This window comes from Mesorhizobium sp. WSM4844 (assembly GCF_055811775.1).
Genome location: NZ_JBVVQB010000004.1, coordinates 1 through 19,268, shown reverse-complemented (window position 1 = coordinate 19,268; position 19,268 = coordinate 1). Strand labels below are relative to the sequence as shown.

Genomic DNA, 19,268 nt, shown 5'->3' with positions numbered 1-19,268 from the left:
AACCGCCCAGCGTTTCCAAACATGGTTCCAGAGATCAATAAATTGGACCGGGGGATGGCACGCCAATCCGGATCGATCTCGAAAAATCTGGCGAAAGGCCCGACTCCCGCGCACGGCCGTCAATGTGGGCTGCCTCCCTCAAAACCGACATCGGCAAGCTGACATCGAGCGCACCCCGTGCATACGCATATTCGGGAAGATAGCCGTTAACGATGAGGCGCCAGTCAAGAGGCACCACGTCACCGACGGCTCGCATCATCTTGACGATCGTGGTCGTGCAGTTCGTCGTGATGGAATTATAGAATTCTGGAGTCGTGGAAAGTGCATTTGCGTCCAAGACGTATTCCAGCAAGAGCGCCCGGGCCGCTTCCGGTGACACTTTTAGCCGATAGATTTGGACATCCTCTCCGCGAACGTTTGACCTGACGCCGACGACGTCTCGCTCATCAGCCGCAATAATGACCAGGGGATTGCTCTTGAACAGGTCTGCCATGGGTGAAAACTTGCCGCCTCCATGGCGCCGCACCTCAATCGACCAGGCAAGATAGTCGCCTCCTGCAAAGCCGAAGCTTATGATGACATGGGCGATTTTGGTCCCGGACCAATAAGACATGAAGAGATCCACCGTCTGAACGCTGGAGAGGTCGTAGGTCCGCGTTGTCCAGCGTTCGGTGAAATCAGTAGCGCTACGCCACTCGAAGTCGCGCACATCAGTCAGCGTCAACAGGTTTCCGTCGCGTGTGCCGGTTACCTGACGGGCGACGTCGGGCGCCCAGTCCGCGTGATCGAAAGGCCTGATGGTGCTCCACCAAACCAGAACCACAGCTAACGCAGCCGCAAACAGGACAAGCGCCCTGATGCGAAACCGGCTGAAGAGGGCGATGATAGTGGCGAGGCCGAACAAGATGAACAGGACGCCGGCCAGAGCCCGTCCAAGCTCAGCCACAGGCAGACGATACCACATGGCAAGTCCGGCCCAGGCAGTCAGGATTGCGACGGCCAGCGAAAGGATGATGGCAAGCGAGATCCGAGCGATGCGACGCATTTATTCCCCCTCTGGCAGTCTGTCATTGCCTGGATGCCATTTCTCACGGAACGCTCGAAGACAACAACTCTACATGTCCATATTGGAGCACCAATCGGTCTGATACCATTTTTGCCGCGGATTTCGCAGGCGTGGAGCGAGCGAGAAGGTGCCCACGCGAAACGGACGCGCTCGGCATCGGCCGTTCGATGAAGTGACCGCGCGAGCTCACGGGCCCTAACAAGTTCCTTCATCCATCCATCCGTACCGCAAACGCCCGTCCATCTACCCGGAACAGGTTCTCTCTGTTCCAGTCCAACAAAACCGATACTCGCCTCGCTGGAATATCTAACGCGACTCCGTCATGATCTTTCCGCCTTGCCGAGCGTCGCTGCCGAGCGCGGTGACGCCGACGCAGGTCATGAGAGTAGGCTAGGCCAGTGCAGCGGATCCACCCGACGACCTTTCTTTTTGCGGCCCGAGCCCTGCGCGATATGGGCGATGGGTTCGTGGCCGTTCTGTTGCCAGTCTACCTGCTCGCATTGGGTTTCACGCCTCTGCAGGTCGGCATCATCGCGACCGCATCGCTACTCGGTTCAGCGCTCTTGACCATCGCCGTCGGAGTCCTTGGTGCCCGACACGATCACCGCCGTCTCCTGCTTGCCGCCACCAGTCTGATGGTCGCCACGGGTGTGGCCTTTGCCCTGGTTCATGACTACGCGCTGCTTTTGGTGATCGCGTTCGCAGGCACCATCAACCCGTCGGCCGGCAGCGTCAGCGTGTTCGTGCCATTAGAGCATGCCGTGCTCACACGCGAAGTCACTGATGCAGCCCGGACCAAGATGTTCGCGCGTTACAGCTTGGTGGGCGCGCTTGCAGGCGCCGTTGGCGCACTCGCTTCGGCGACCCCTGATCTTGTTGCTCCATCCGGCCTCGACCAACTCACCGGCATCAAGGCCATGTTCGTGCTCTACGCGTTGCTCGGCCTGCTCGGCGGCCTCTTCTACGCGCGGATCCCGCAGCGCCGTCCCACGTCGGACACAGGTACCGCGTCCGCGCTCGGCCCCTCGCGCAATATCGTTCTCAAGCTTGCGGCTCTTTTTAGCCTTGATGCTTTCGCCGGCGGCTTTGTCGTCCAGTCGCTGCTTGCCCTATGGCTGTTCGAAAAATTCGACCTGTCGCTTTCGGAAGCGGGATTTTTCTTCTTCTGGTCCGGCGTGCTTTCGGCGTTCTCATTCCCCGTTGCAGCTTGGCTGTCCCGGCACATCGGACTCATCAACACGATGGTGTTCACACACATTCCGTCCAGCATCGCCCTGATGCTGGCGGCGCTTGCGCCGACGCTACCTCTGACACTGGCCCTGCTGCTGGTCCGCGCTGCGCTTTCGCAGATGGACGTCCCGACGCGCTCATCTTACGTCATGGCCGTTGTCACGGAAGCGGAGCGGGCGGCGGCCGCGAGCTTCACATCTGTCCCGCGCAGTCTGGCCGCGGCAGCCAGTCCGGCGCTGGCGGGCGCTCTGCTTGCTGCCTCTTTCCGAGCTTGGCCCCTCCTCATCTGCGGTGCATTGAAGATCATTTATGACCTGCTGCTGCTGCTGCAGTTCCGGCACTTGAAGCCCCCAGAGGAGCGGTGAGGCCAGCCTTGTCGGTTTGGGGCGTTTAGCCAGGAGGGATCGATCGCGGCGGCAAAGCGTTTGAAAGGTGTCGACCGTTTTGAGCTGGCTCGGAGCGTGAAATGTCGCCTCGCTTCCTGCTGACGTTATTCGCCGCCCTTTATCCGGCATCATCGGTGCACGCCGGTGTCGATGTCGAGCGCGCACTGGAAGCCTTCCACAGCACCTGCCTGGCACACGGTGACCGCTTCGACCGAGCGGGTCACGACCGCGACGAGTTTTGGACGCGATTTCAGCAGACTGATCAGCTGGCTGCGGCAGAACACCGTGACAAGGCTCGCAGAACGTTCGCCGCCTGACTACACCACCGAGCGATCACGGGTTCCATCCGCCGCTGCCGTACTGACGGGTAATGATCTCGAGAAGATGACCGTTCGGGTCCTCGAAATAAACGCCGCGGCCGCCGTCGTGGTGGTTGATCTCGCCCAGCTGCGTCCGGCCAGGATCAGCCCAGTACGAGAGGTTCCGTTCACGAATCCTGGCGAAGATCTCGTCGAACTCGGCTTCGCTGACCAGGAAGGCGTAATGCTGCGGCCTGATTTCGCCTGAGGTATCCATATAGTCGAGGTTGGCACCGTTTTCGGTGGTGACCATCTGGAAAGGACCCCAGCGCCTCGCGGCTGGAAGGCCAAGCATTTCCGCCAGGAATTTTGCCGACGCCTCGCTGTCGCGGGCCGGCAGTATTGTATGGTTGAAATCGATAGCCATGCCGTCACTCCCTTTAATTTCTCCTCGCACGTCGTTGTTCCGCGACTGAAGCGGTGCTGCACGAGATGGGGTCGATGGCCATGATGCTCAAGCCGGCGTGGCAACCTGCCCGATGACCTGCACGGGCTCAGCTTCATGAATACGGACGATGATCATTTCGCCGCTATCCGGCACCTCGCCGGTCAAACCGGTGATGTTGACCTGATGCGTGACAAGCACCACAGGCCAGCCGAAACGCTGCCCGCGGAGCCAGGCCAAAAGGGCAGCGGTGCGCACTTCTGCGGCCGAACTGTCGCCAAAGAAGGAATTGAGCAGCTCAACAGGCACGACGTCGCCGATCCCGAGCAGGCGAGCGGTATCCAGGCAGCGACACCACTGGCTCGAATAGACGGCTGCCGACGAGATGCCGTTCGCACGGAACAGGTCGCCGATCGCGCCGGCCTGCGCACGACCTTCTTCCGACAGATTCCGCTGGGTGCTGCAGTCACCGAGCCTGAAGCCAGGCGGATCGCCGGAGCCTGGGGCCGCGGCATGGCGCAGCAGCGCAATGGCTTCTCCGGATCGCAGGGCTGCCCAGAGTGGCCCGGAGGCTTGGGCCGTGCCGAAGGCAGCCGCTCCGAGCGACAGGACAAGAAATCGCCGACGTCCAATTCGCATCTTGCTTCTCACCTTATCCGATTAGCAGCCTGACGCGGACCAGCACTTCATTCCGCAGGTAGCGACATAAATGTTGGTGTCGACGATTTCAGGACCGATCAGGAGCTGGAAAGATTCCAGCCGCGAGACAGGCCTCGCGTCAGCTTCCGCGATACCCTCCACATCAGCAAGGCGGCGGCCAGGCTGTAGACGCCCATCAAGGCCAGTTGCAGCGAGTAGTCGACGCCGGCGTCGATCAGATATCCGGTGATGCCGGGACCCATCGCCGAGGCCAGAACCATCACGGCCACCACAACCGAGCGGATCGCACCGAGATGCGCGGTGCCGTAGATCTCCGGCCACATGGCGCCCTCCAGGGTCGAGGAGAAGCCGTAGCTGATGCCAAGCAGCGCCATGAAGACGAAGATGGCGAAAGGCGCCGTCAGATAGGCAGCCGCGAAGCATGCCAGCGCCAGCGGCAGAAGGAATAGAGGCAGCAGCTGGACCGCCGAGAAGCGGTCGATCAGCCACCCGGCCAGAAGCGCAAAACCCATCGTCGTGGCGGACAGGACGGCGAAGCCGCTGGCGAAGAGTTGCAGCGGCCAGCCCCGGAGCTCGGTTAGATAGACCTGGTGAAAGAAGATGGTCGTGCAAGGCGGGAGCCAGAACCCCCAGGCAGATGGCGTAGAACGTCGGATCGCGCAGGACTTCAGTCCGCGTCCAGTGCTTCACTGCGCGTTGCGCGCTCGGCTGGGCCTCGCTCTGCGGATTGCGTTCCTTCCGGACCAGCGCACAAACCAGAGGCAAGGCCACGACCAGGATGAAGGCTGCGCAGACGAACCAGCTTCCCCGCCAGCCGACGAGGCCGGCCACGAGGACGAACAGGAAAGGTAGCAGAGCGCCGCCGAAATGAAAGCCAAGCGTGACGACCGAGACGGCGCGGCCCCGGTTCGCGGCGAACCAGCGACCAGTCGCCGTCAGAGCCGTCTGGGTTATCATCCCCTGGCCAAAAAGGCGCAGCAAATAGAGCGCAAGGAGCAGCGTTGGCAGCGACCCGGCGAACCCCATCGCAATGCTGGCGCAGGCAAGCATGAGCATCGTCGCGATCGCCATGGTCATTGTCGAATACCGGTCCAGCGGCCGCCCCAGGAACGGCAGGGTCGCCGCGCTAAGCAGCGTTGCCAGCATGTAAAGCCCGCCGAACTCGCCGTGACTCAACCCGAACGTCTCGCGGATATCGCCGTTCGACAAGGCGATGAAGAAGGTCTGCCCGAAGGACGAGACGAGGGTCAGCAAAAAGGCGCCCGCGAGCCAGCGGACATTGTTGACGACGAATGCACTGAAGGACTGCATGATCCCTTTGTTTCTCGATAGAGTGCGCGCTTCCTGTTCGTCTTTATCGGCCTCCGCTGCCGGAGGATATCGGCCAGTTCCGCTTTGATCAGAGGCCTGGCTTCACGTTCGAGCCGGTCGAACTTCCATGCCGATTACCAACCAGCCAGTCCGACTTCGGCGTCCTCGCCACTCTGCTTGCGAGTGAAGTCAGTCGGACGCCGTCGCGCTCTTAGGTCAGGCACTCAAAGGCATCATGCCTCTCGCTCAAGCTCAGGTTCGCTATCTTCTCCTTCTTCCCCTCTCGGATTGTATTTGCGGACACCGTCGAATGAGAAAGGCTTTTCGATGGAAGCCGGTCATTCGGTGGATGTCGGCCGAACCGGAACAATGGTATCCTGCAGGGAGCATTCGGGGAGGCGACTGCATTGACCGAGAGCTTGGAAGTCGAAGGGGCGAGAGGTTGGTCGAATCTGCTGATCGCGGCAGAAAGCGGCGATGCGGGGGCCGTTCGAGCGGAATTGGCGGCCGGCGCCAATATCAACGAGGCGGACGGCGGCGGCTGGTCAGCCCTTCATCTCGCAGCCCTCAATGCCCGCACCGCGGCGGTCGAGGCGTTGATCGAACACCCAGCAATCGATGTGAATTCCAGAAACAAATGGAAGAGCACGCCTTTGAGCCTTGCTTCGGCCAAGGGCCACTACGCCCCTATTTTAGCCCTCATGAAACATCCCGAAATAGAGATTAATGCAAGAGCCGACTACTACGGCAGAACGGCCCTTATTGAAGCGGCAAAGAACGGGCATCTGGATGTCGTTAAGTTGCTTGTCGAGAATGGCGCCGACGTGAATCTTACTGACAAGACCGGAAGAAACAACGCGCTTATCGAGGCTATCAAGGGACGGCACTACGAGGTCGCGGGATACCTGCTTGATTCCCGGAAAATGAACTTTCTCAACAAGGATATGAGACTGAACGCCCTAATCTGGGCTGGAAGCTGCCATAACCCTCAACTCATCGAAAAGCTGGAAGTCTCGATTCATACTTTCTTCGAAGGCAAGTGAAGGTCCCGCTTCCGCCGCGGTGACCATGTCCGCGGCCCTTGCACTGGCCGAATGTCTTCGATCGCCGCAGACCGCCTGTGGAACTCCCTTCCAAGATCATTCAACCAATCGGTTGACAATTCGAAAGCGTGCCTCTATATTCAACTACATGGTTGAATTAGAAACGCCCCAGATCGACGCGGTTTTTCATGCGCTTGGCGACGCCACCCGCCGGCACATGCTTCGCGACCTCGCCGGCGGCGAGCGAACGGTGAGCCAGTTGGCGGAACCCTTCGCCATGTCGTTGGCGGCCGCCTCCAAGCACATCAAGACGCTGGAGAATGCAGGGCTTATTCGTCGAGAGGTGAGGGGCCGCACACATATTTGCCGCCTCGAACCCGGACCGCTGGCCAGCGCCCACCAATGGCTCGGCTTCTACGAGCGCTTCTGGACCAACCGTCTCGACGTCCTCGAGCGTCTGCTTCGCGAGCAGGACGCAGGCAAAGCTAGGGATGAATCCGAGAAATCGCCCGCCTCAAAAGAAGGAGACGACCAATGAACCAGATGAAAGCCATCGAAGCCTATGGCGAGCTGACCGAGCCCGCCACGTTCACCATCCAGCGGCTCTTGCCCGGCCCGATCGAGCGGGTCTGGGCCTATCTCACCGAGAGTGACCTGCGCCGGCAGTGGATGGCTGCCGGCCAGATGGAAATGAAGGCCGGCACCTCGTTCGAATTGGTCTGGCGTAACGACGAGCTGACCGATCCGCCCGGCCAGCGCCCTGCGGGCTTTCCCGAAGAGCATCGAATGGAGGGCCGGATCACCGAACTCGATCCGCCTTACAAACTTGCCATCACCTGGGGAAACACCGGCGGGGTTTCCTTCTTGCTGGAGCCGAAGGGCAATGATGTGCTGCTCACCGTCATCCATCGCCGGCTGCCGGAACGCGCAATCCAGCTCAACGTCACCGCCGGCTGGCACATGCACCTCGACGTGCTGGCTGCCCGCCTCGCCGGAAAGACGCCGACCTCTTTCTGGGAGGGCTGGAGCCGGCTGCGGGAAGAATACGACCGCCGCCTGCCGGCCTGACACGATCGCGTCGGCTGAAGTCACCGCCCAGCCTCCACCGGCATCGGCCTTGGAGGCTCGCACACCAGCAACGATGAAACGATGAAACGTGCTTGCATTTCGCAAGCCCGATGGAGGACGTCATGCGCAAATTGATCACCGGAATGAAGGTTTCCGTCGACGGCAAGATGGAGGGACCCGAGGGTTATGCCGATTGGGTCGACGCGTGGTCGGAGGAGTACGGGCTGACGCCGCAAATCGATGCCTGCCTGCTCGGGAGCGTCATGTACGCCGGCTACGAGCGCTACTGGAGCGCGATCCAGAATGAGCCGGACAAGCCGCTGCCGATGACCGGCAAATTGCCGACGCCGGCCGAGCTCGAATGGGCCCGCTTTGCCGAACAGACCGCGCATTATGTGCTGTCGAACACGATGAATTCGGCGGCCTGGCCAAAGACGCGCTTCGTGCGGAGCCTCGAAGACATCGCTGCGCTCAAGCAGCAGCCGGGCAAGGATATCTATCTCATGGGCGGTGCGCGAATGACCGCGAGCCTGATCGATGCCGGGCTGGTGGATGAACTGCGGCTTATCCTCTATCCGCTGCTCGTCGGCGAAGGGAAGGCGCTGTTTGGAGCAACGCAAAATCGTCGCGGGCTTGAACTGCGGCAGGTTCAGCAGCTCACAGATGGGCGCGTGAGCCTGGTCTATGGGATCGGCTAACGCAGCCGGTCTTCGCAGATTTCGCAGCGCTGCCTGGCTGAAATTTTTTTCTGAAAAGCACTTCGCCGGTCAGAGGGAAACCGATAGCCCACCGTCAACGGCCAGCGCATGGCCGTTGACGTAGGCGCCAGCGTCTGAGGCGAGAAACACCACGGCTCCGCCGAGTTCCTCAGGCTGGGCCCAGCGGCCCGCCGGGGTTCGTGCCTCGACCCATTTGGTGAAGGCCTCGTCGCTCATAAGTGCGGTGTTGAGCTCAGTAGCGAAATAGCCGGGGGCGATCGCGTTGACGGTGATGCCGCGACGGCCCAGTTCAGCGGCGGTCGAGCGTGTCAGCCCGTGCAGTCCTGCCTTTGAGCATCGAGAAGAATAGGACTTGCGAAGTTGTAGGATGACCGTATGATCTGACCCGATGATCACGGATCGCCCCTCTCAACGCGAAGCTTCCGGCGCAATTGCTGAGCTGCCTGCGCAGTTGGCTGGTGATGCGCTGATAGACGGCCAGTCGCACCAGGCGGAGCGCTACCTCATCGATTGGGGCCGCGACAGGTGCGGAAGTGCCCGCTTCATCGTGCGTCCAGGATCGGTGGAAGACGTCCAGGCGTTTGTGAGATGGTGCTCGCAGAGCGGTATCGCCATCGTCGTGCAGGGTGGCAATACCGGACTTGCCGGTGGCGCCATTCCAGACAATTCGGACTACGCAGTACTGTCGCTCGAGCGTCTCAATCGGATACGCCGCGTCGACCCGCTCGACTTCACGCTGCAAGCGGATGCCGGGGCCGTGCTGCAGGACGTCAAGGACGCCGCTGAAGCATCCGAGATGACCTTCCCGCTCGCGCTTGGCGCACAGGGATCGTGCACGATCGGCGGCAATGTCGCGACCAATGCCGGCGGCATCAATGTGCTGCGCTACGGCATGACGCGTGACCTGGTGCTCGGGCTTGAGGCGGTCCTGCCGGACGGCACCCTTTGGAACGGCATGAACGGGCTGCGCAAGGACAATCGCGGCTACAGCCTGAAGCAATTGATGATCGGCTCGGAAGGGACGCTGGGAGTCGTCACCGGCGTCGAAGTAAGGCTCTCGCCCCGGTCGACGCAGGTCGAGACCGCCTATGTCGGACTGGGCAGCTTCCGCCAGGCGTGCGAGCTGTTCCGGATGGCAAGACATCTCTGCTCCGACCTTCTCAGCGCGTTTGAGGTCATCGGCGAGGAGTGCCTGCCGCTGGTCCATCTCATCGATCCGAATCTGCGCTCGCCGCTGACGCAAGAATGTCCGGTTCACGCGATCGTCGAACTCGCCTGTGGGCCAGGGATAGATGCCGGCGGCCTTCTTGAAACGATGCTGGCGCGCGCCCTCGAGGCCGACCTGATCAGGGACGGCGTCGTCGCGCAAAGCCGCTCGCAGGCCGCCACATTCTGGGCCATCCGCGGGGGCCTGGTCGAGGGGCAGGCGCGGCGCGGCTTTCATGTCCGCACCGATCTCTCGGTTCGTCTCAGCCAGGTGCCGACGCTGATCGAGCAAGCACGCGCGTGTGTCTTGCGAGACTGGCCTGGCTGGACATCCCTGACCTATGGCCATGCGGGCGACGGCAACATCCATTTCAACGTGCTGCCTCCCATCGATTGCGACCCCGGCGAAGCGAGGACCGTGGGGCAGGCGGTTTTGACCCGGCTCTACGAGCTGGTCGGAGCGCTCGGCGGCTCGTTCAGCGCCGAGCATGGCGTCGGTCGCAGCCGCAGTCACGTGTTCTGGGCCGGCCTGTCGCAACGCGAACGGCAGCTTCATACCGCGATCAAGGCAGCCTTCGATCCGGCAGGCCTGTTCAATCCCGCGTGTCTCATGCCTGGTCCGGGCGATTTGTAGGGGAAAGCCGCATGAAGCAGCGTTCGTCCATCATCGGCAGCGTCGAGGCGCTTCCGCATCGCGTCGCTTCGCATCTGAGCCGCGAGATCGAGGGCGGCGACATCATCCCGGGAGCCCGGCTCCCCACCGAAAGCCAGCTCGCCGACAAGTTCGGCGTCAGCCGCAATGTTGTCAGGGAAGCGATCGCGCAGCTTCGCGCCGATGGCATGATCGAGGCGCGTCAGGGCGTAGGCGCATTCGTCATGGCGCCGGAACAGCGGACCGCCATCCGGATCGACCGTGAGGCGCTGAAAGACCAGCGCAACATGGAGCAGCTCTTCGAGCTGCGCAGCATCCTGGAGACCGAGTCCGCCACGCTGGCCGCGGCGCGCTGTACATCCGATGATCTTGACGCAATCAAGGCTGCGCTGGACCGCATGGGCGGCGAGGAGCGCTGGGAGGATGGCAGCATCGAGGCCGATCTGCTTTTCCATCGGGCGATCGCCCGGGCGACCGGCAATAGTTACATCTACACCTTCATTTCCTTCGTCTGCGAGCAGATCCGCCAGTCGATCCACTATGCCCGCCTCACCAACCCGCTCCACGACCTGGTCGAGGTCAATGTCGCCGAGCACGTGCGGATCTACGACGCGCTCGCCGCGCATGATCCGCAGGCTGCCGGCGAGGCGATGCGCCGGCACATCGAAGGCGCCGCATCGCGCGTAGGCGTCGAGCTCACCGCGATCAATCGAGGCAAATGACCATGTCGCTCGGGCAGACCAAGGCAATCACCGATATCTGCCTGCTCGTAGAGGATATCGACCGCACCATCGACTTCTACACGCAGAAGCTTGGCTACCGGATCAGACGCCGCGCCGAGGGCTTTGTCGATTTTCATTCCGAGCGCGTGACGCTCGCTGCATGGCAATTGGACCACATCAATCGCCACTGCGGCGTCTCGAATGTCCGCTCACCGAAGCAGGCGCACAAGGCATGCGTCGCCATGGAACTCGAAAGCGCCGGCGAGGTCGACCGGCTCTACGCCGAACTGTCGGACAAGGGCGTGCCGTTCGTCGGGCCGCCCGGCGACTATGTCTGGAACGCGCGCTGCGCCTACTTCCACGATCCGGACGGGACGCTGTGGGAACTCTATGCCTGGACCGGCGCGGGACCGGGCGACTATCACGACACGCAAGTGTGATTGGATCGCGACGGCCTCGCAAGAAAGGGCCGCGCCGCATGCAAGCAGTCCAACAAAGGAGCAAGAAGATGAGTGGGAACGCATCGCAGTGGAATCGCAGATCGATCCTGAAGGCCGGCGCCGCCGGCCTGGCGGCTTTCGGGCCGGGACTTCAGCTGTTTGGCGCCAGCGCCTCGGCAGCCGCCAAGCTCGTCGTCCAGTATGACTGGCTGATGTCGAACGGCCAGATCGGCGACGTCGCAGCCGTCGCCAATGGCTACTTCAGTGAAGCCGGGCTTGAAGTGGAGTTCAGCCCCGGCGGGCCGAACGCCGCCACCGTGCCGCCAGTCGTGTCCGGTGCCGCCCAGCTCGGCCAATTCTCCGAATCGCCTCAACTCTATGCCGCGCGGGCGAGCGGCGTTCCGGTGAGGATCATCGCCTGCGGCTATCGCACCGGGCCCTATGCGCTGACGTCGAAACCGGAGAAGCCGATCCGGTCGGTTGCGGATCTGAAGGGGATGCGGATCGGCACGCAGCCGACCGCGCGCTTTGCCATCGACGCGATGCTCGCGAAGAACAAGATCGACCCTTCCGAGGTCACCATCGTCAATGTCGGGTTCGACAAGGCGCCGCTGGTTCGTGGCGACGTCGATGCGATCGGCGGCTGGATCACCAACACGCAGGCGCTCAGCGTCGTCGGTGACGATCGCATCGATCTGCTGTTGTCGGAGCTCGGCCTGGCGTCCTATGCCAATGTCTACTTCGCGACCGACAGCGCCATCGAATCCGATTCCGCGACCCTGGCGAAATTCATCGGCGCGGTCGCCAAGGGGTGGGGCTGGGTCTACGCCAATCCCGAGCAGGCGGTCGACAAGCTTGTCGCGGCCTATCCCGAGATCGACGCAGGCTGGGAAAAGAAGACGATCCCCCTGGTGCTGAAACTGTCGTTCGACGACAACACGAAAAAGGATGGATGGGGCACCTTCGATCCTGCCTCGATCGAGAGCCAGATCGCGCTGCTTGACCAGATTGGCCAATACCCGAACGGCAGGCCGAAGGCCGAGGACGTCTATACGACGAAGCTTCTCGAACTCACGGCGGCTGAACGGCCGAAGCTCGGCGCGCCCGCCTCTTGATGGCCGCGCCGGCCATCGAAACCTCCGGGCTCGACGTCGGCTATCCCGGCCGGCGCTCGCCCGTGACGGTGATCTCCGGCCTCGAACTGACAGTCGAGGCCGGGACGTTCCTGTCGATCCTCGGGCCTTCGGGGTGCGGAAAGTCGACGTTTCTGCGGGTTGTCGCCGATCTTCTGGCGCCGCTCGCGGGCACGATACGCGTGATGGGCGAAACGCCGTCGGCGGTGCGCTCCGGCCGCGGCGTGGGTTTTGTCTTCCAGGACTCGACCCTTTTGCCGTGGCGCACGGCGCGCGAGAATGTTCGGCTGCCGATCCAGGTCGGCCGCCGCAGCCTGTCGCGCATGATAGACGACCGGGCCGACGAGCTGCTCGAACTCGTCGGACTGTCGGCCCTCAGTGAGCGCCTGCCGCATCAGCTTTCCGGCGGACAGCGCCAAAGGCTGGCGATCGCCCGGGCGCTGCTTGGCGAGCCACGTCTGCTTCTGATGGATGAACCCTTTGGCGCACTTGACGAGATCACCCGCGATCGCCTCAACGACGAACTGCTGAACCTTTGGCGGCGGACCGGAACGACCGTGCTGTTTGTCACGCATTCCATTGCCGAAGCGGTCTATCTCGGACAGCGTGTGATCGTGCTTGCCGCCCATCCCGGCCGGATCGTCGCCGACCACGACCTTCGTCCGCTGAAGGGGCCGGACAACAGATGCTCGCGCGAGGATCCGGCGATCGTCGCGGCAATGGCCAGGATGCGCTCCGCCCTCGGAGCGGCGTCGTGAACCAGGGCGCGCTTTCGCCATTCGCACAGGCTGCGCTGCCGATCCTCGGCGCCGGCTCGCTTATTCTCGCATGGCAATTCCTGCTGCCGCTCGCCGGCGTGCCCGCTTACATCGTTCCGACGCCGACCGCGATAGCGGGCGTGTTTGCCGGGAACGGATCGCTTCTCCTGTCGAACCTCTGGCCGACGGCCATCGAGGCGCTCTCCGGCTTCGTGCTCGGCAACCTCGCCGCAGTGCTGCTGGCGATCGTCTTCGTTCACAGCCGTACGCTGCAGGCGGCCTATTTTCCGGTCGTGCTGTTCTTCAATACGATCCCGGTGCTGGCGCTGGCCCCGGTCGTCATCCTCATCTTCGGCCTCGGCATGCTGCCCAAGATCGTGATCGCGGCGGTGATCTGTTTCTTCCCAACGCTCATCAACATGATCCGGGGTCTGGAATCGGCGAGCCCCAGCGAGCACGAGCTGTTCCGCGTGCTGTCGGCGACGCGCTGGGAGGTATTCTGGCGCCTGCGCCTGCCGCGCGCGCTGCCAATGCTTTTCGCTTCGCTGCGGATCGCCTCAGCGACCGCGGTGATCGGCGCGATCGTCGGCGAGTGGATCGGCTCCGACAAAGGTCTCGGCGCGCTGATCATCCAGGCGACCTTCAACTACCAGTCCGACCGGCTCTACGCCGCCATCGTGCTCTCATCGCTGTTGTCGATCGGGTTCTTCATGACCGTCGTCGCCGCTGAGCGATGGTCGGTTCGATACCGTTAGAGGCGGCTGAACGCGTCGGCGACGGACGTAGCATCATTTGTTCCCGCGAAGGCAGGGCGCCTCCTTGAGAGCCGCCCTGTTGCTTGTGTTTCTGGCGATGATTAGAGCTTTCCCGCTGCGAGCAGTTCGCGGGTCCGCTTCAGCGTCGACAGCAGGGCGGCCTTGTAGCCGTTTTCGCTGGCGAACTGAGCCTGCTCGGCCTGCTCCTCGCGACCGTTTGGCTCTTTGCCGCGCAGGCCAATGTAGCAGTAGAAGCGAAGCTGCAGTGCGCCTTCTCCATCTTCGAACAGTTCGTTGACAATCGCTCCCTCGCGCGGACCGGATGCCTGGAAGAAGGTGACCTTGCTTTCCGGCTCGAGCGTGACGATTTCGCGCAGGTCGTGGCCACCGATCGTGGCCTCACGCACGAAGTGGGTAGCGCTTTCCTCCACAACGTCGCAACGGGTGCAGAGACCCGTGACAAGGAACAAGCGGGCGTCGCGTGCTTTCAGCTCGAGACCCTTCCACACTTGAGCGCGCGTCAATGGGACTTCGCCTTCCGGGTTCACCGGAACTGTGGCAGTTGAATAAATCATGATGACAGTCCTTGTGATCAGACAGGGGCTGCGCTTCCGTCAGGCGGAGGCAGCGGTTTCCGAGGCGAAGGCTCGATATGGGCGCAGTGGACGTCCGAGCAGGGCAGTCAGGCGCTCGACGTCGCCGGCCCCAGGCAGCATCCCGTCGGTGAAGAAGCGCTCGCCCATCAGACGCATGTCGTAGGCCATCCAGGCGGGCACGAACTGCTTGAGATTTTGCTCAAAATCCTCGGTATTGTCGCCGCCGTAGTTGATCGGGCGGGCGAGCACGTCTGACCAGATGGCGGCGATATCCGCCCCAGTCAGTGTCTCTGGACCGACGAGGTTGATCCAGTCGATCGCAAGCGGCTCTGCGGCCTGTTCACGGCGCAGCAGCTCAAGGGCGGCGATCTCGGCGATATCACGGACGTCGATCATGGCGAGACCCTTGTCGCCGATCGGCATTGTGTAGGTGCCATAGCCGGTGATGACGTCTTTGATCATCAGATCGTTCTGGATGAAGTAAGCTGGGCGCAAGATCGTAGCCTTGAAGTCCATCTGCTCGATCATTCGCTCGACGCCGAACTTGCCAGCGAAATGGGGCACGTTCACGTAGCCGTCAGCGTGGATCACCGACAGATATACGATCCGCTCGATACCGGCCGATCGGGCGACGTTCAGCGCGACCAAAGCTTGGGTGAATTCGTCCGGAACTACGGCGTTCAAAAGGAACAGAGTGGAAACTCCAGACATGGCTTTGCGCAGCGAATCGACATCAAGAAAGTCGCCTTGCACGACGGATACGCCTGCCGGGAAGTTGGCTTTCGACGGATCGCGGACGAGAGCACGTACATCAGCGCCGCGCTTGACGAGGTGTTCGACGACTTGGCGGCCAATATTGCCTGTGGCCCCGGTAACGAGAATGGTCATGAAATTTCTCCTGTTGGGTTGCTTGACACGGCCAATATGTGTGGCTCACTGAGCGTCCAACAGGCTGAAATTTTAGACGCATCGTCTCGCTGGTGGAACACACATGGATCTTCTTGCCCTCGCCGATTTTAATCTCGTTGCCCGCCACGGTGGTTTCGGCAAAGCGGCAAGGGCCACCGGCCGGCCTAAGGCGACCCTGTCCCGGCGCGTTGGAGAATTGGAAAGCAGCCTTGATCTGCGCCTGTTTGAACGGGGTGCGCGTAGCCTGAAGCTCACCGAAGAAGGACGGGCGCTCTTCGAGCGGACAGGGGCGCTGCTTGCCGAACTGGACGAGACGGCTTCGGCGATTGCCTCGGGCGGTCAGAGACCCAGGGGCAGATTACGGATTAGCGCACCTTTGCTTTTTTCTCAGACCGCAATGGGGAGGATTGCTGCGGGGTTTGCCCTTAAATATCCGGAGGTGAGGCTGGAGGTTACGACTGAGGATCGGCCTGTTGACATGATCGAGGAAGGCTACGATCTGGTAATCCGAGTCAATCCAGATCCCGACGAAAGCCTGGTTGGACGGGCGTTTCTCCGCGACCGCCTGGTCGTAGTGGCGAGCCCTGGCCTTCCTCGCGCGAGTGGTGGACTCGCCGCTCCTGGCGTCGCGCGCTGGGCGGGCGATCGGCAAACATGGCACGTGAAGACACAAGGTGGCCGGTCAACAATTGCAATCGAGCCTGTCCTCGCTTTGTCGATGCTCATCATGGTCCGGGATGCGGTGCGAGCCGGCGTCGGTGCAGCACGTCTTCCCATTTCGTTGGTGGCCCACGACTTGGCTGACGGCACGCTGGTACTATGGGGGGATATCGACGGCCCCGAGATCGCTCTATGGGCGCTCTACCCATCTCGGCGGCTACTCAGCGCGCGAGTGTCGGCGTTCTTGAATTTTCTAAAACAGGCCTTCCCAAATGGGACGCCGGACGAACTAGCCGCCTATATTGGCAGGTGATGACCGGACCCGCGTTCGGGCGTAGAAAGTCCTATGCAACAAAAAAACGAAAACTGAGAAGCGCTTTGCCAGCGTCATGGATGAACTCACGTCCCATGCCAGCCTGCTTAGCAAAATGTGCTGGAACTATGGCCTGTCTTCCGATGCACTTTGTCAACAGAACCTAGTGGTGAAAGTCTGACGCTTGGTGCCGGTGGACGGCAAGAACCGACCCTTTGCGGACGAACAGAGGTGCTCTTCCAAGGTGTTCATCTATGGGCCGACCGTTTCCGCAGCAGGAAGTAGAAGTCGCCCACGAATACGAGCCCAACCAGCATACCAAGCGTAGAGCCGACTACATCGGACCAGCCAATCTCGGACCAACTCAATATGATTTTGGACAGGGCATATAGTGGGATTAGGAATGACAGTCCGGTGAAACAGGCTGTTACCGCAAACCAATTTTTTTCGAAGGAGAGCGCTTGCTGCCTATCAAAACCACGAATTCGAGCGAACCGCGAAAGCAACTGGCTGTAGGGTTCATCGCCTTGTCGTCGCAGGTTCGGAATAATCACCGCGACGGTACAGAGGTAGGCTGCATACATTGCCAGCAGACCTCTGAAAATCCGACCTTGAGGGTCACTGTCGAACGGAGCAAAGCAGTAGAGCGCCCCGAGGAAGGCCGCAGCCAGAAACCCGTAAAGACAAAGCCGGATGGGATGCCACCGGCCTAGCGATGCAAGAAACATCTTGGCCCAAAACCCGCTGTCAGCCACTTTCAGGGAGCTTCTCCCGTAGATGTTAATTTCCGCTTTCCACCCTGAGCTGCCCTACGCGTCGGGTAGCAAGCGTCAGGCTTTCACCACTAGGCGCCGCCTCCGGCGGCTTACCGCCGCGATGCGACCGCGGTGATCGGCGCGATCGTTGGCGAATGGATCGGGTCCGACAAGGTCTTGGCGACGATCGTCGACGCGACCTTCAACTATTGGTCCGACCGGCTCGACGCCGCTATCGTGCTCTCATCGCTGTTGTCGTCGGGTTCTTCATGACGGTCGTCGCCGCCGTGCGATGGTCCGTTCGATATTTTTGACCGGTTGGCTCCGGGGGATGGCCGCTTGGCGTCGCGCAGCGGACTTGCTGTATCGCGCAGGCTAGGGCTGGCCTTCCCTGCGTCGGCCTGTAGTATGACAGTGCTTGCAGGGGAGGAGCTCGAGCGTGGGGTTGGGTCGGAATTTCCGCCGTTGGGGGACGTTGGCCTTCATCGCCGTCATGGTGCTTTCGCCGCAGGCGGCGTCGGCCGACAGCCTTACGCCCGACCGGATCACTGCCGCCCTGTCGAAGCTCGAACTGCTCGCCGAAGGTGTCGTCGCGGACGGTGCCGTACCCGGTCTCGCCATCGGGGTCGTGCATGGCGACGAGGTGGTCTTTCTCAAGGGGTTCGGGCATCGCGAGGCCGGCAAGTCGGAGACCGTCGACGCCGACACGGTGTTCCAGATTGCCTCCCTCTCCAAGCCGGTCTCGGCAACGATAGTGGCGGCGCTGGTCAGCGAGGGCATCGTTTCCTGGGATACGAAAATAGTCGATCTCGATCCGGCCTTCCGGCTCGCCGAGCCCTATCCGACCAGTGAACTCACGGTCCGCGACCTGTTTTCGCACCGCAGCGGGCTTCCCGGCACCGCCGGAGACGATCTTGAGGACATTGGCTACGATCGCGCGGAGATCCTGCGTCGTCTGCGGTTCGTGTCGCCATCGTCGAGCTTTCGCGCCGGCTACTCCTACAGCAATTTCGGACTGACCGAGGGTGCCGTCGCGGCCGCGAAGCCGACGGGCAAGTCCTGGGAAGAGGTCGCCGAGGAGAAACTCTACCGGCCGCTTAAAATGGTTTCGACCAGCTCCCGTCATGCGGACTTCATCAAGCATGCCAATCGCGCTGCGCTCCACGTCAAGATCGACGGCGTCTGGGCCGCGAAGGTAAAGCGCGATCCGGATGCGCAGGCGCCGGCGGGCGGTGTCAGCTCCACGGCGCGCGATCTCTCGCAATGGGTGCGCCTCGTGCTCGGCAATGGGGTCTATGCCGGCGAGACGCTCATTAAGGCCGATGCGCTGGACCAGACGCATGTTCCGCTGATGGCGCGCGGCAAGAACCCCGTCTCAGGCGGCACGTCCTTCTACGGCCTCGGCTGGAATGTCGAATTCGGCCGTCACGGCCTGAGCTGGGGCCATGCCGGCGCCTTCAGCGTCGGCGCCCGCACCTTGGTGACGCTCTTCCCGGAGGAGAAGCTTGGCATCGTCATCGTCGCCAATGCCTTTTCGACAGGCGTGCCGGAAGGCCTGTCCGAAAGCTTCGCCGATCTCGCCTTTGACGGAAGGGTCGAGAAGGACTGGGTCAAGGCATGGGACGATGCCTATGCGAGCCTGTTCGGCCCGGCAATCGCGGCGGCCAAGGCCACCTATGCCGCGCCACCGTCTCCGGCAAGTCCGGCCCGGCCAGCCAGTGCCTATGCAGGCCGTTACTTCAACGATTTCATCGGCGATGCGGTCGTGTCGACTGCGGGAGACGCTCTTGTGCTCAAGGTCGGGCCGGCCGGCGCCCGGTCCTATTCATTGAAGCATTTCGACGGCGACCTCTTCCTGACCTTCCCGGACGCCGAGACGCCGGACAGGCCCTCGGGCGTAGGCTTCGACATCGGCCCCGACGGCAAGGCGTCGGCCATGACCATAGAGTTTCTCAACGATAACAATCTCGGCACGCTGCAGCGCGTCGGAGACTAGAGTTCCTCTGCGCCTTCGTCATCCTGGGGCGGAGCAAGGAGCGAAGCGACGCGGCGCAGACCCTTTGGATATGCAGCGGCCCAGGATAAATGCTGATCTGTAGTGATCCTTCGCGCCCCCTCTGTCCTGCCGGACATCTCCCCCAC

The 19,268-nt window shown here is 62.0% G+C and carries 22 protein-coding genes and 2 pseudogenes; 15 read left to right on the top strand and 9 right to left on the bottom strand.

Annotation, left to right across the window (positions count from 1 at the left end; genetic code table 11):
* Window positions 1-34: 34 nt before the first annotated feature.
* On the bottom strand, window positions 35-1,045 hold the full coding sequence (locus AC0L2A_RS05060) for an Lnb N-terminal periplasmic domain-containing protein (protein WP_473607848.1): 1,011 nt from the start codon (window positions 1,043-1,045) through the stop codon (window positions 35-37).
* A 473-nt stretch (window positions 1,046-1,518) separates the two neighbouring features.
* Between AC0L2A_RS05060 and AC0L2A_RS05055 the strand changes: the two genes are divergently transcribed.
* Window positions 1,519-2,661, top strand: a complete 1,143-nt coding sequence (locus AC0L2A_RS05055; protein WP_210334896.1) for an MFS transporter — start codon at window positions 1,519-1,521, stop codon at window positions 2,659-2,661.
* Window positions 2,662-2,762: 101 nt separating this feature from the next.
* Window positions 2,763-2,999, top strand: a complete 237-nt coding sequence (locus AC0L2A_RS05050) for a hypothetical protein (RefSeq protein WP_128173053.1) — start codon at window positions 2,763-2,765, stop codon at window positions 2,997-2,999.
* 16 nt (window positions 3,000-3,015) lie between these two features.
* Here the strand turns inward: AC0L2A_RS05050 and AC0L2A_RS05045 are convergent, their stop codons facing one another.
* From AC0L2A_RS05045 to AC0L2A_RS05030, 4 genes and pseudogenes are all read right to left on the bottom strand, one after another.
* Window positions 3,016-3,408, bottom strand: a complete 393-nt coding sequence (locus tag AC0L2A_RS05045; protein ID WP_473607847.1) for a VOC family protein — start codon at window positions 3,406-3,408, stop codon at window positions 3,016-3,018.
* Window positions 3,409-3,495: 87 nt separating this feature from the next.
* Window positions 3,496-4,065: a histidine phosphatase family protein gene (locus AC0L2A_RS05040; protein WP_473607845.1), complete on the bottom strand. Its 570-nt coding sequence runs from the start codon at window positions 4,063-4,065 to the stop codon at window positions 3,496-3,498.
* A gap of 98 nt (window positions 4,066-4,163) precedes the next feature.
* The gene (locus tag AC0L2A_RS05035) at window positions 4,164-4,643 is read right to left on the bottom strand and encodes an MFS transporter (protein ID WP_473607943.1); all 480 of its coding nucleotides are present in this window, start codon (window positions 4,641-4,643) and stop codon (window positions 4,164-4,166) included.
* Between the two features lie 121 nt (window positions 4,644-4,764).
* Window positions 4,765-5,397, bottom strand: a pseudogene (locus AC0L2A_RS05030) (MFS transporter); the annotation flags it as partial.
* A gap of 407 nt (window positions 5,398-5,804) precedes the next feature.
* Here AC0L2A_RS05030 and AC0L2A_RS05025 point away from each other — a divergent pair.
* The 4 genes from AC0L2A_RS05025 to AC0L2A_RS05010 all read left to right on the top strand — a co-directional run bounded on the left by AC0L2A_RS05025 (window position 5,805) and on the right by AC0L2A_RS05010 (window position 8,206).
* The gene (locus AC0L2A_RS05025) at window positions 5,805-6,440 is read left to right on the top strand and encodes an ankyrin repeat domain-containing protein (RefSeq protein WP_473607844.1); all 636 of its coding nucleotides are present in this window, start codon (window positions 5,805-5,807) and stop codon (window positions 6,438-6,440) included.
* A gap of 148 nt (window positions 6,441-6,588) precedes the next feature.
* Window positions 6,589-6,978, top strand: coding sequence for an ArsR/SmtB family transcription factor (locus tag AC0L2A_RS05020; protein ID WP_473607942.1), 390 nt, complete (start codon window positions 6,589-6,591; stop codon window positions 6,976-6,978).
* Complete coding sequence (locus AC0L2A_RS05015; protein WP_473607843.1) at window positions 6,975-7,508, top strand: SRPBCC family protein; 534 nt, start codon at window positions 6,975-6,977, stop codon at window positions 7,506-7,508. Before AC0L2A_RS05020 ends, AC0L2A_RS05015 begins: the two co-directional genes overlap by 4 nt.
* 122 nt (window positions 7,509-7,630) lie before the next feature.
* Entirely contained in the window at window positions 7,631-8,206 is a 576-nt protein-coding gene (locus tag AC0L2A_RS05010) for a dihydrofolate reductase family protein (protein WP_473607841.1), read from the top strand.
* 69 nt (window positions 8,207-8,275) lie between these two features.
* Here AC0L2A_RS05010 and AC0L2A_RS05005 read toward each other — a convergent pair whose 3' ends face one another.
* Window positions 8,276-8,623: an SDR family oxidoreductase gene (locus AC0L2A_RS05005; protein WP_473607840.1), complete on the bottom strand. Its 348-nt coding sequence runs from the start codon at window positions 8,621-8,623 to the stop codon at window positions 8,276-8,278.
* Between AC0L2A_RS05005 and AC0L2A_RS05000 the strand changes: the two genes are divergently transcribed.
* The 6 genes from AC0L2A_RS05000 to AC0L2A_RS04975 all read left to right on the top strand — a co-directional run bounded on the left by AC0L2A_RS05000 (window position 8,616) and on the right by AC0L2A_RS04975 (window position 13,893).
* On the top strand, window positions 8,616-10,067 hold the full coding sequence (locus AC0L2A_RS05000; protein ID WP_473607838.1) for an FAD-binding oxidoreductase: 1,452 nt from the start codon (window positions 8,616-8,618) through the stop codon (window positions 10,065-10,067). The two genes, AC0L2A_RS05005 and AC0L2A_RS05000, sit on opposite strands and share 8 nt — an antisense overlap.
* A gap of 11 nt (window positions 10,068-10,078) precedes the next feature.
* A complete protein-coding gene (locus AC0L2A_RS04995; RefSeq protein WP_128246959.1) occupies window positions 10,079-10,807 on the top strand; it encodes a FadR/GntR family transcriptional regulator in 729 nt (242 codons plus the stop codon).
* A gap of 2 nt (window positions 10,808-10,809) precedes the next feature.
* Window positions 10,810-11,247, top strand: a complete 438-nt coding sequence (locus AC0L2A_RS04990; protein WP_023799114.1) for a VOC family protein — start codon at window positions 10,810-10,812, stop codon at window positions 11,245-11,247.
* A gap of 68 nt (window positions 11,248-11,315) precedes the next feature.
* On the top strand, window positions 11,316-12,362 hold the full coding sequence (locus AC0L2A_RS04985) for an ABC transporter substrate-binding protein (protein WP_473607837.1): 1,047 nt from the start codon (window positions 11,316-11,318) through the stop codon (window positions 12,360-12,362).
* Entirely contained in the window at window positions 12,362-13,138 is a 777-nt protein-coding gene (locus tag AC0L2A_RS04980) for an ABC transporter ATP-binding protein (protein WP_473607836.1), read from the top strand. Before AC0L2A_RS04985 ends, AC0L2A_RS04980 begins: the two co-directional genes overlap by 1 nt.
* Window positions 13,135-13,893, top strand: a complete 759-nt coding sequence (locus AC0L2A_RS04975) for an ABC transporter permease (protein WP_473607834.1) — start codon at window positions 13,135-13,137, stop codon at window positions 13,891-13,893. Before AC0L2A_RS04980 ends, AC0L2A_RS04975 begins: the two co-directional genes overlap by 4 nt.
* A gap of 101 nt (window positions 13,894-13,994) precedes the next feature.
* Here AC0L2A_RS04975 and AC0L2A_RS04970 read toward each other — a convergent pair whose 3' ends face one another.
* Entirely contained in the window at window positions 13,995-14,468 is a 474-nt protein-coding gene (locus AC0L2A_RS04970; RefSeq protein ID WP_128170319.1) for an SRPBCC family protein, read from the bottom strand.
* A 39-nt stretch (window positions 14,469-14,507) separates the two neighbouring features.
* The gene (locus AC0L2A_RS04965; protein ID WP_091599220.1) at window positions 14,508-15,377 is read right to left on the bottom strand and encodes an SDR family oxidoreductase; all 870 of its coding nucleotides are present in this window, start codon (window positions 15,375-15,377) and stop codon (window positions 14,508-14,510) included.
* 103 nt (window positions 15,378-15,480) lie between these two features.
* Here AC0L2A_RS04965 and AC0L2A_RS04960 point away from each other — a divergent pair, with 103 nt between their 5' ends.
* Window positions 15,481-16,371, top strand: a complete 891-nt coding sequence (locus AC0L2A_RS04960; RefSeq protein WP_473607833.1) for a LysR family transcriptional regulator — start codon at window positions 15,481-15,483, stop codon at window positions 16,369-16,371.
* Between the two features lie 248 nt (window positions 16,372-16,619).
* On the opposite strand, the gene AC0L2A_RS04955 is transcribed toward AC0L2A_RS04960, so the two are convergent.
* A complete protein-coding gene (locus AC0L2A_RS04955) occupies window positions 16,620-17,126 on the bottom strand; it encodes a hypothetical protein (protein WP_473607832.1) in 507 nt (168 codons plus the stop codon).
* Window positions 17,127-17,252: 126 nt separating this feature from the next.
* Here AC0L2A_RS04955 and AC0L2A_RS04950 point away from each other — a divergent pair.
* Window positions 17,253-17,399, top strand: a pseudogene (locus AC0L2A_RS04950) (ABC transporter permease); the annotation flags it as partial.
* 166 nt (window positions 17,400-17,565) lie between these two features.
* Window positions 17,566-19,122 (top strand): serine hydrolase, encoded by a 1,557-nt coding sequence (locus AC0L2A_RS04945; protein WP_473607830.1) that lies wholly within the window; start codon window positions 17,566-17,568, stop codon window positions 19,120-19,122.
* The last annotated feature ends 146 nt before the right edge of the window (window positions 19,123-19,268 follow it).

Coding starts and splice junctions, on each gene's coding strand:
- AC0L2A_RS05060 (WP_473607848.1), bottom strand. CDS start 1,045: ATGCGTCGCATCGCTCGGATCTCGCTTGCCATCATCCTTTCGCTGGCC.
- AC0L2A_RS05055 (WP_210334896.1), top strand. CDS start 1,519: ATGGGCGATGGGTTCGTGGCCGTTCTGTTGCCAGTCTACCTGCTCGCA.
- AC0L2A_RS05050 (WP_128173053.1), top strand. CDS start 2,763: ATGTCGCCTCGCTTCCTGCTGACGTTATTCGCCGCCCTTTATCCGGCA.
- AC0L2A_RS05045 (WP_473607847.1), bottom strand. CDS start 3,408: ATGGCTATCGATTTCAACCATACAATACTGCCGGCCCGCGACAGCGAG.
- AC0L2A_RS05040 (WP_473607845.1), bottom strand. CDS start 4,065: ATGCGAATTGGACGTCGGCGATTTCTTGTCCTGTCGCTCGGAGCGGCT.
- AC0L2A_RS05020 (WP_473607942.1), top strand. CDS start 6,589: ATGGTTGAATTAGAAACGCCCCAGATCGACGCGGTTTTTCATGCGCTT.
- AC0L2A_RS05015 (WP_473607843.1), top strand. CDS start 6,975: ATGAACCAGATGAAAGCCATCGAAGCCTATGGCGAGCTGACCGAGCCC.
- AC0L2A_RS05010 (WP_473607841.1), top strand. CDS start 7,631: ATGCGCAAATTGATCACCGGAATGAAGGTTTCCGTCGACGGCAAGATG.
- AC0L2A_RS05000 (WP_473607838.1), top strand. CDS start 8,616: ATGATCACGGATCGCCCCTCTCAACGCGAAGCTTCCGGCGCAATTGCT.
- AC0L2A_RS04995 (WP_128246959.1), top strand. CDS start 10,079: ATGAAGCAGCGTTCGTCCATCATCGGCAGCGTCGAGGCGCTTCCGCAT.
- AC0L2A_RS04990 (WP_023799114.1), top strand. CDS start 10,810: ATGTCGCTCGGGCAGACCAAGGCAATCACCGATATCTGCCTGCTCGTA.
- AC0L2A_RS04985 (WP_473607837.1), top strand. CDS start 11,316: ATGAGTGGGAACGCATCGCAGTGGAATCGCAGATCGATCCTGAAGGCC.
- AC0L2A_RS04980 (WP_473607836.1), top strand. CDS start 12,362: ATGGCCGCGCCGGCCATCGAAACCTCCGGGCTCGACGTCGGCTATCCC.
- AC0L2A_RS04970 (WP_128170319.1), bottom strand. CDS start 14,468: ATGATTTATTCAACTGCCACAGTTCCGGTGAACCCGGAAGGCGAAGTC.
- AC0L2A_RS04965 (WP_091599220.1), bottom strand. CDS start 15,377: ATGACCATTCTCGTTACCGGGGCCACAGGCAATATTGGCCGCCAAGTC.
- AC0L2A_RS04960 (WP_473607833.1), top strand. CDS start 15,481: ATGGATCTTCTTGCCCTCGCCGATTTTAATCTCGTTGCCCGCCACGGT.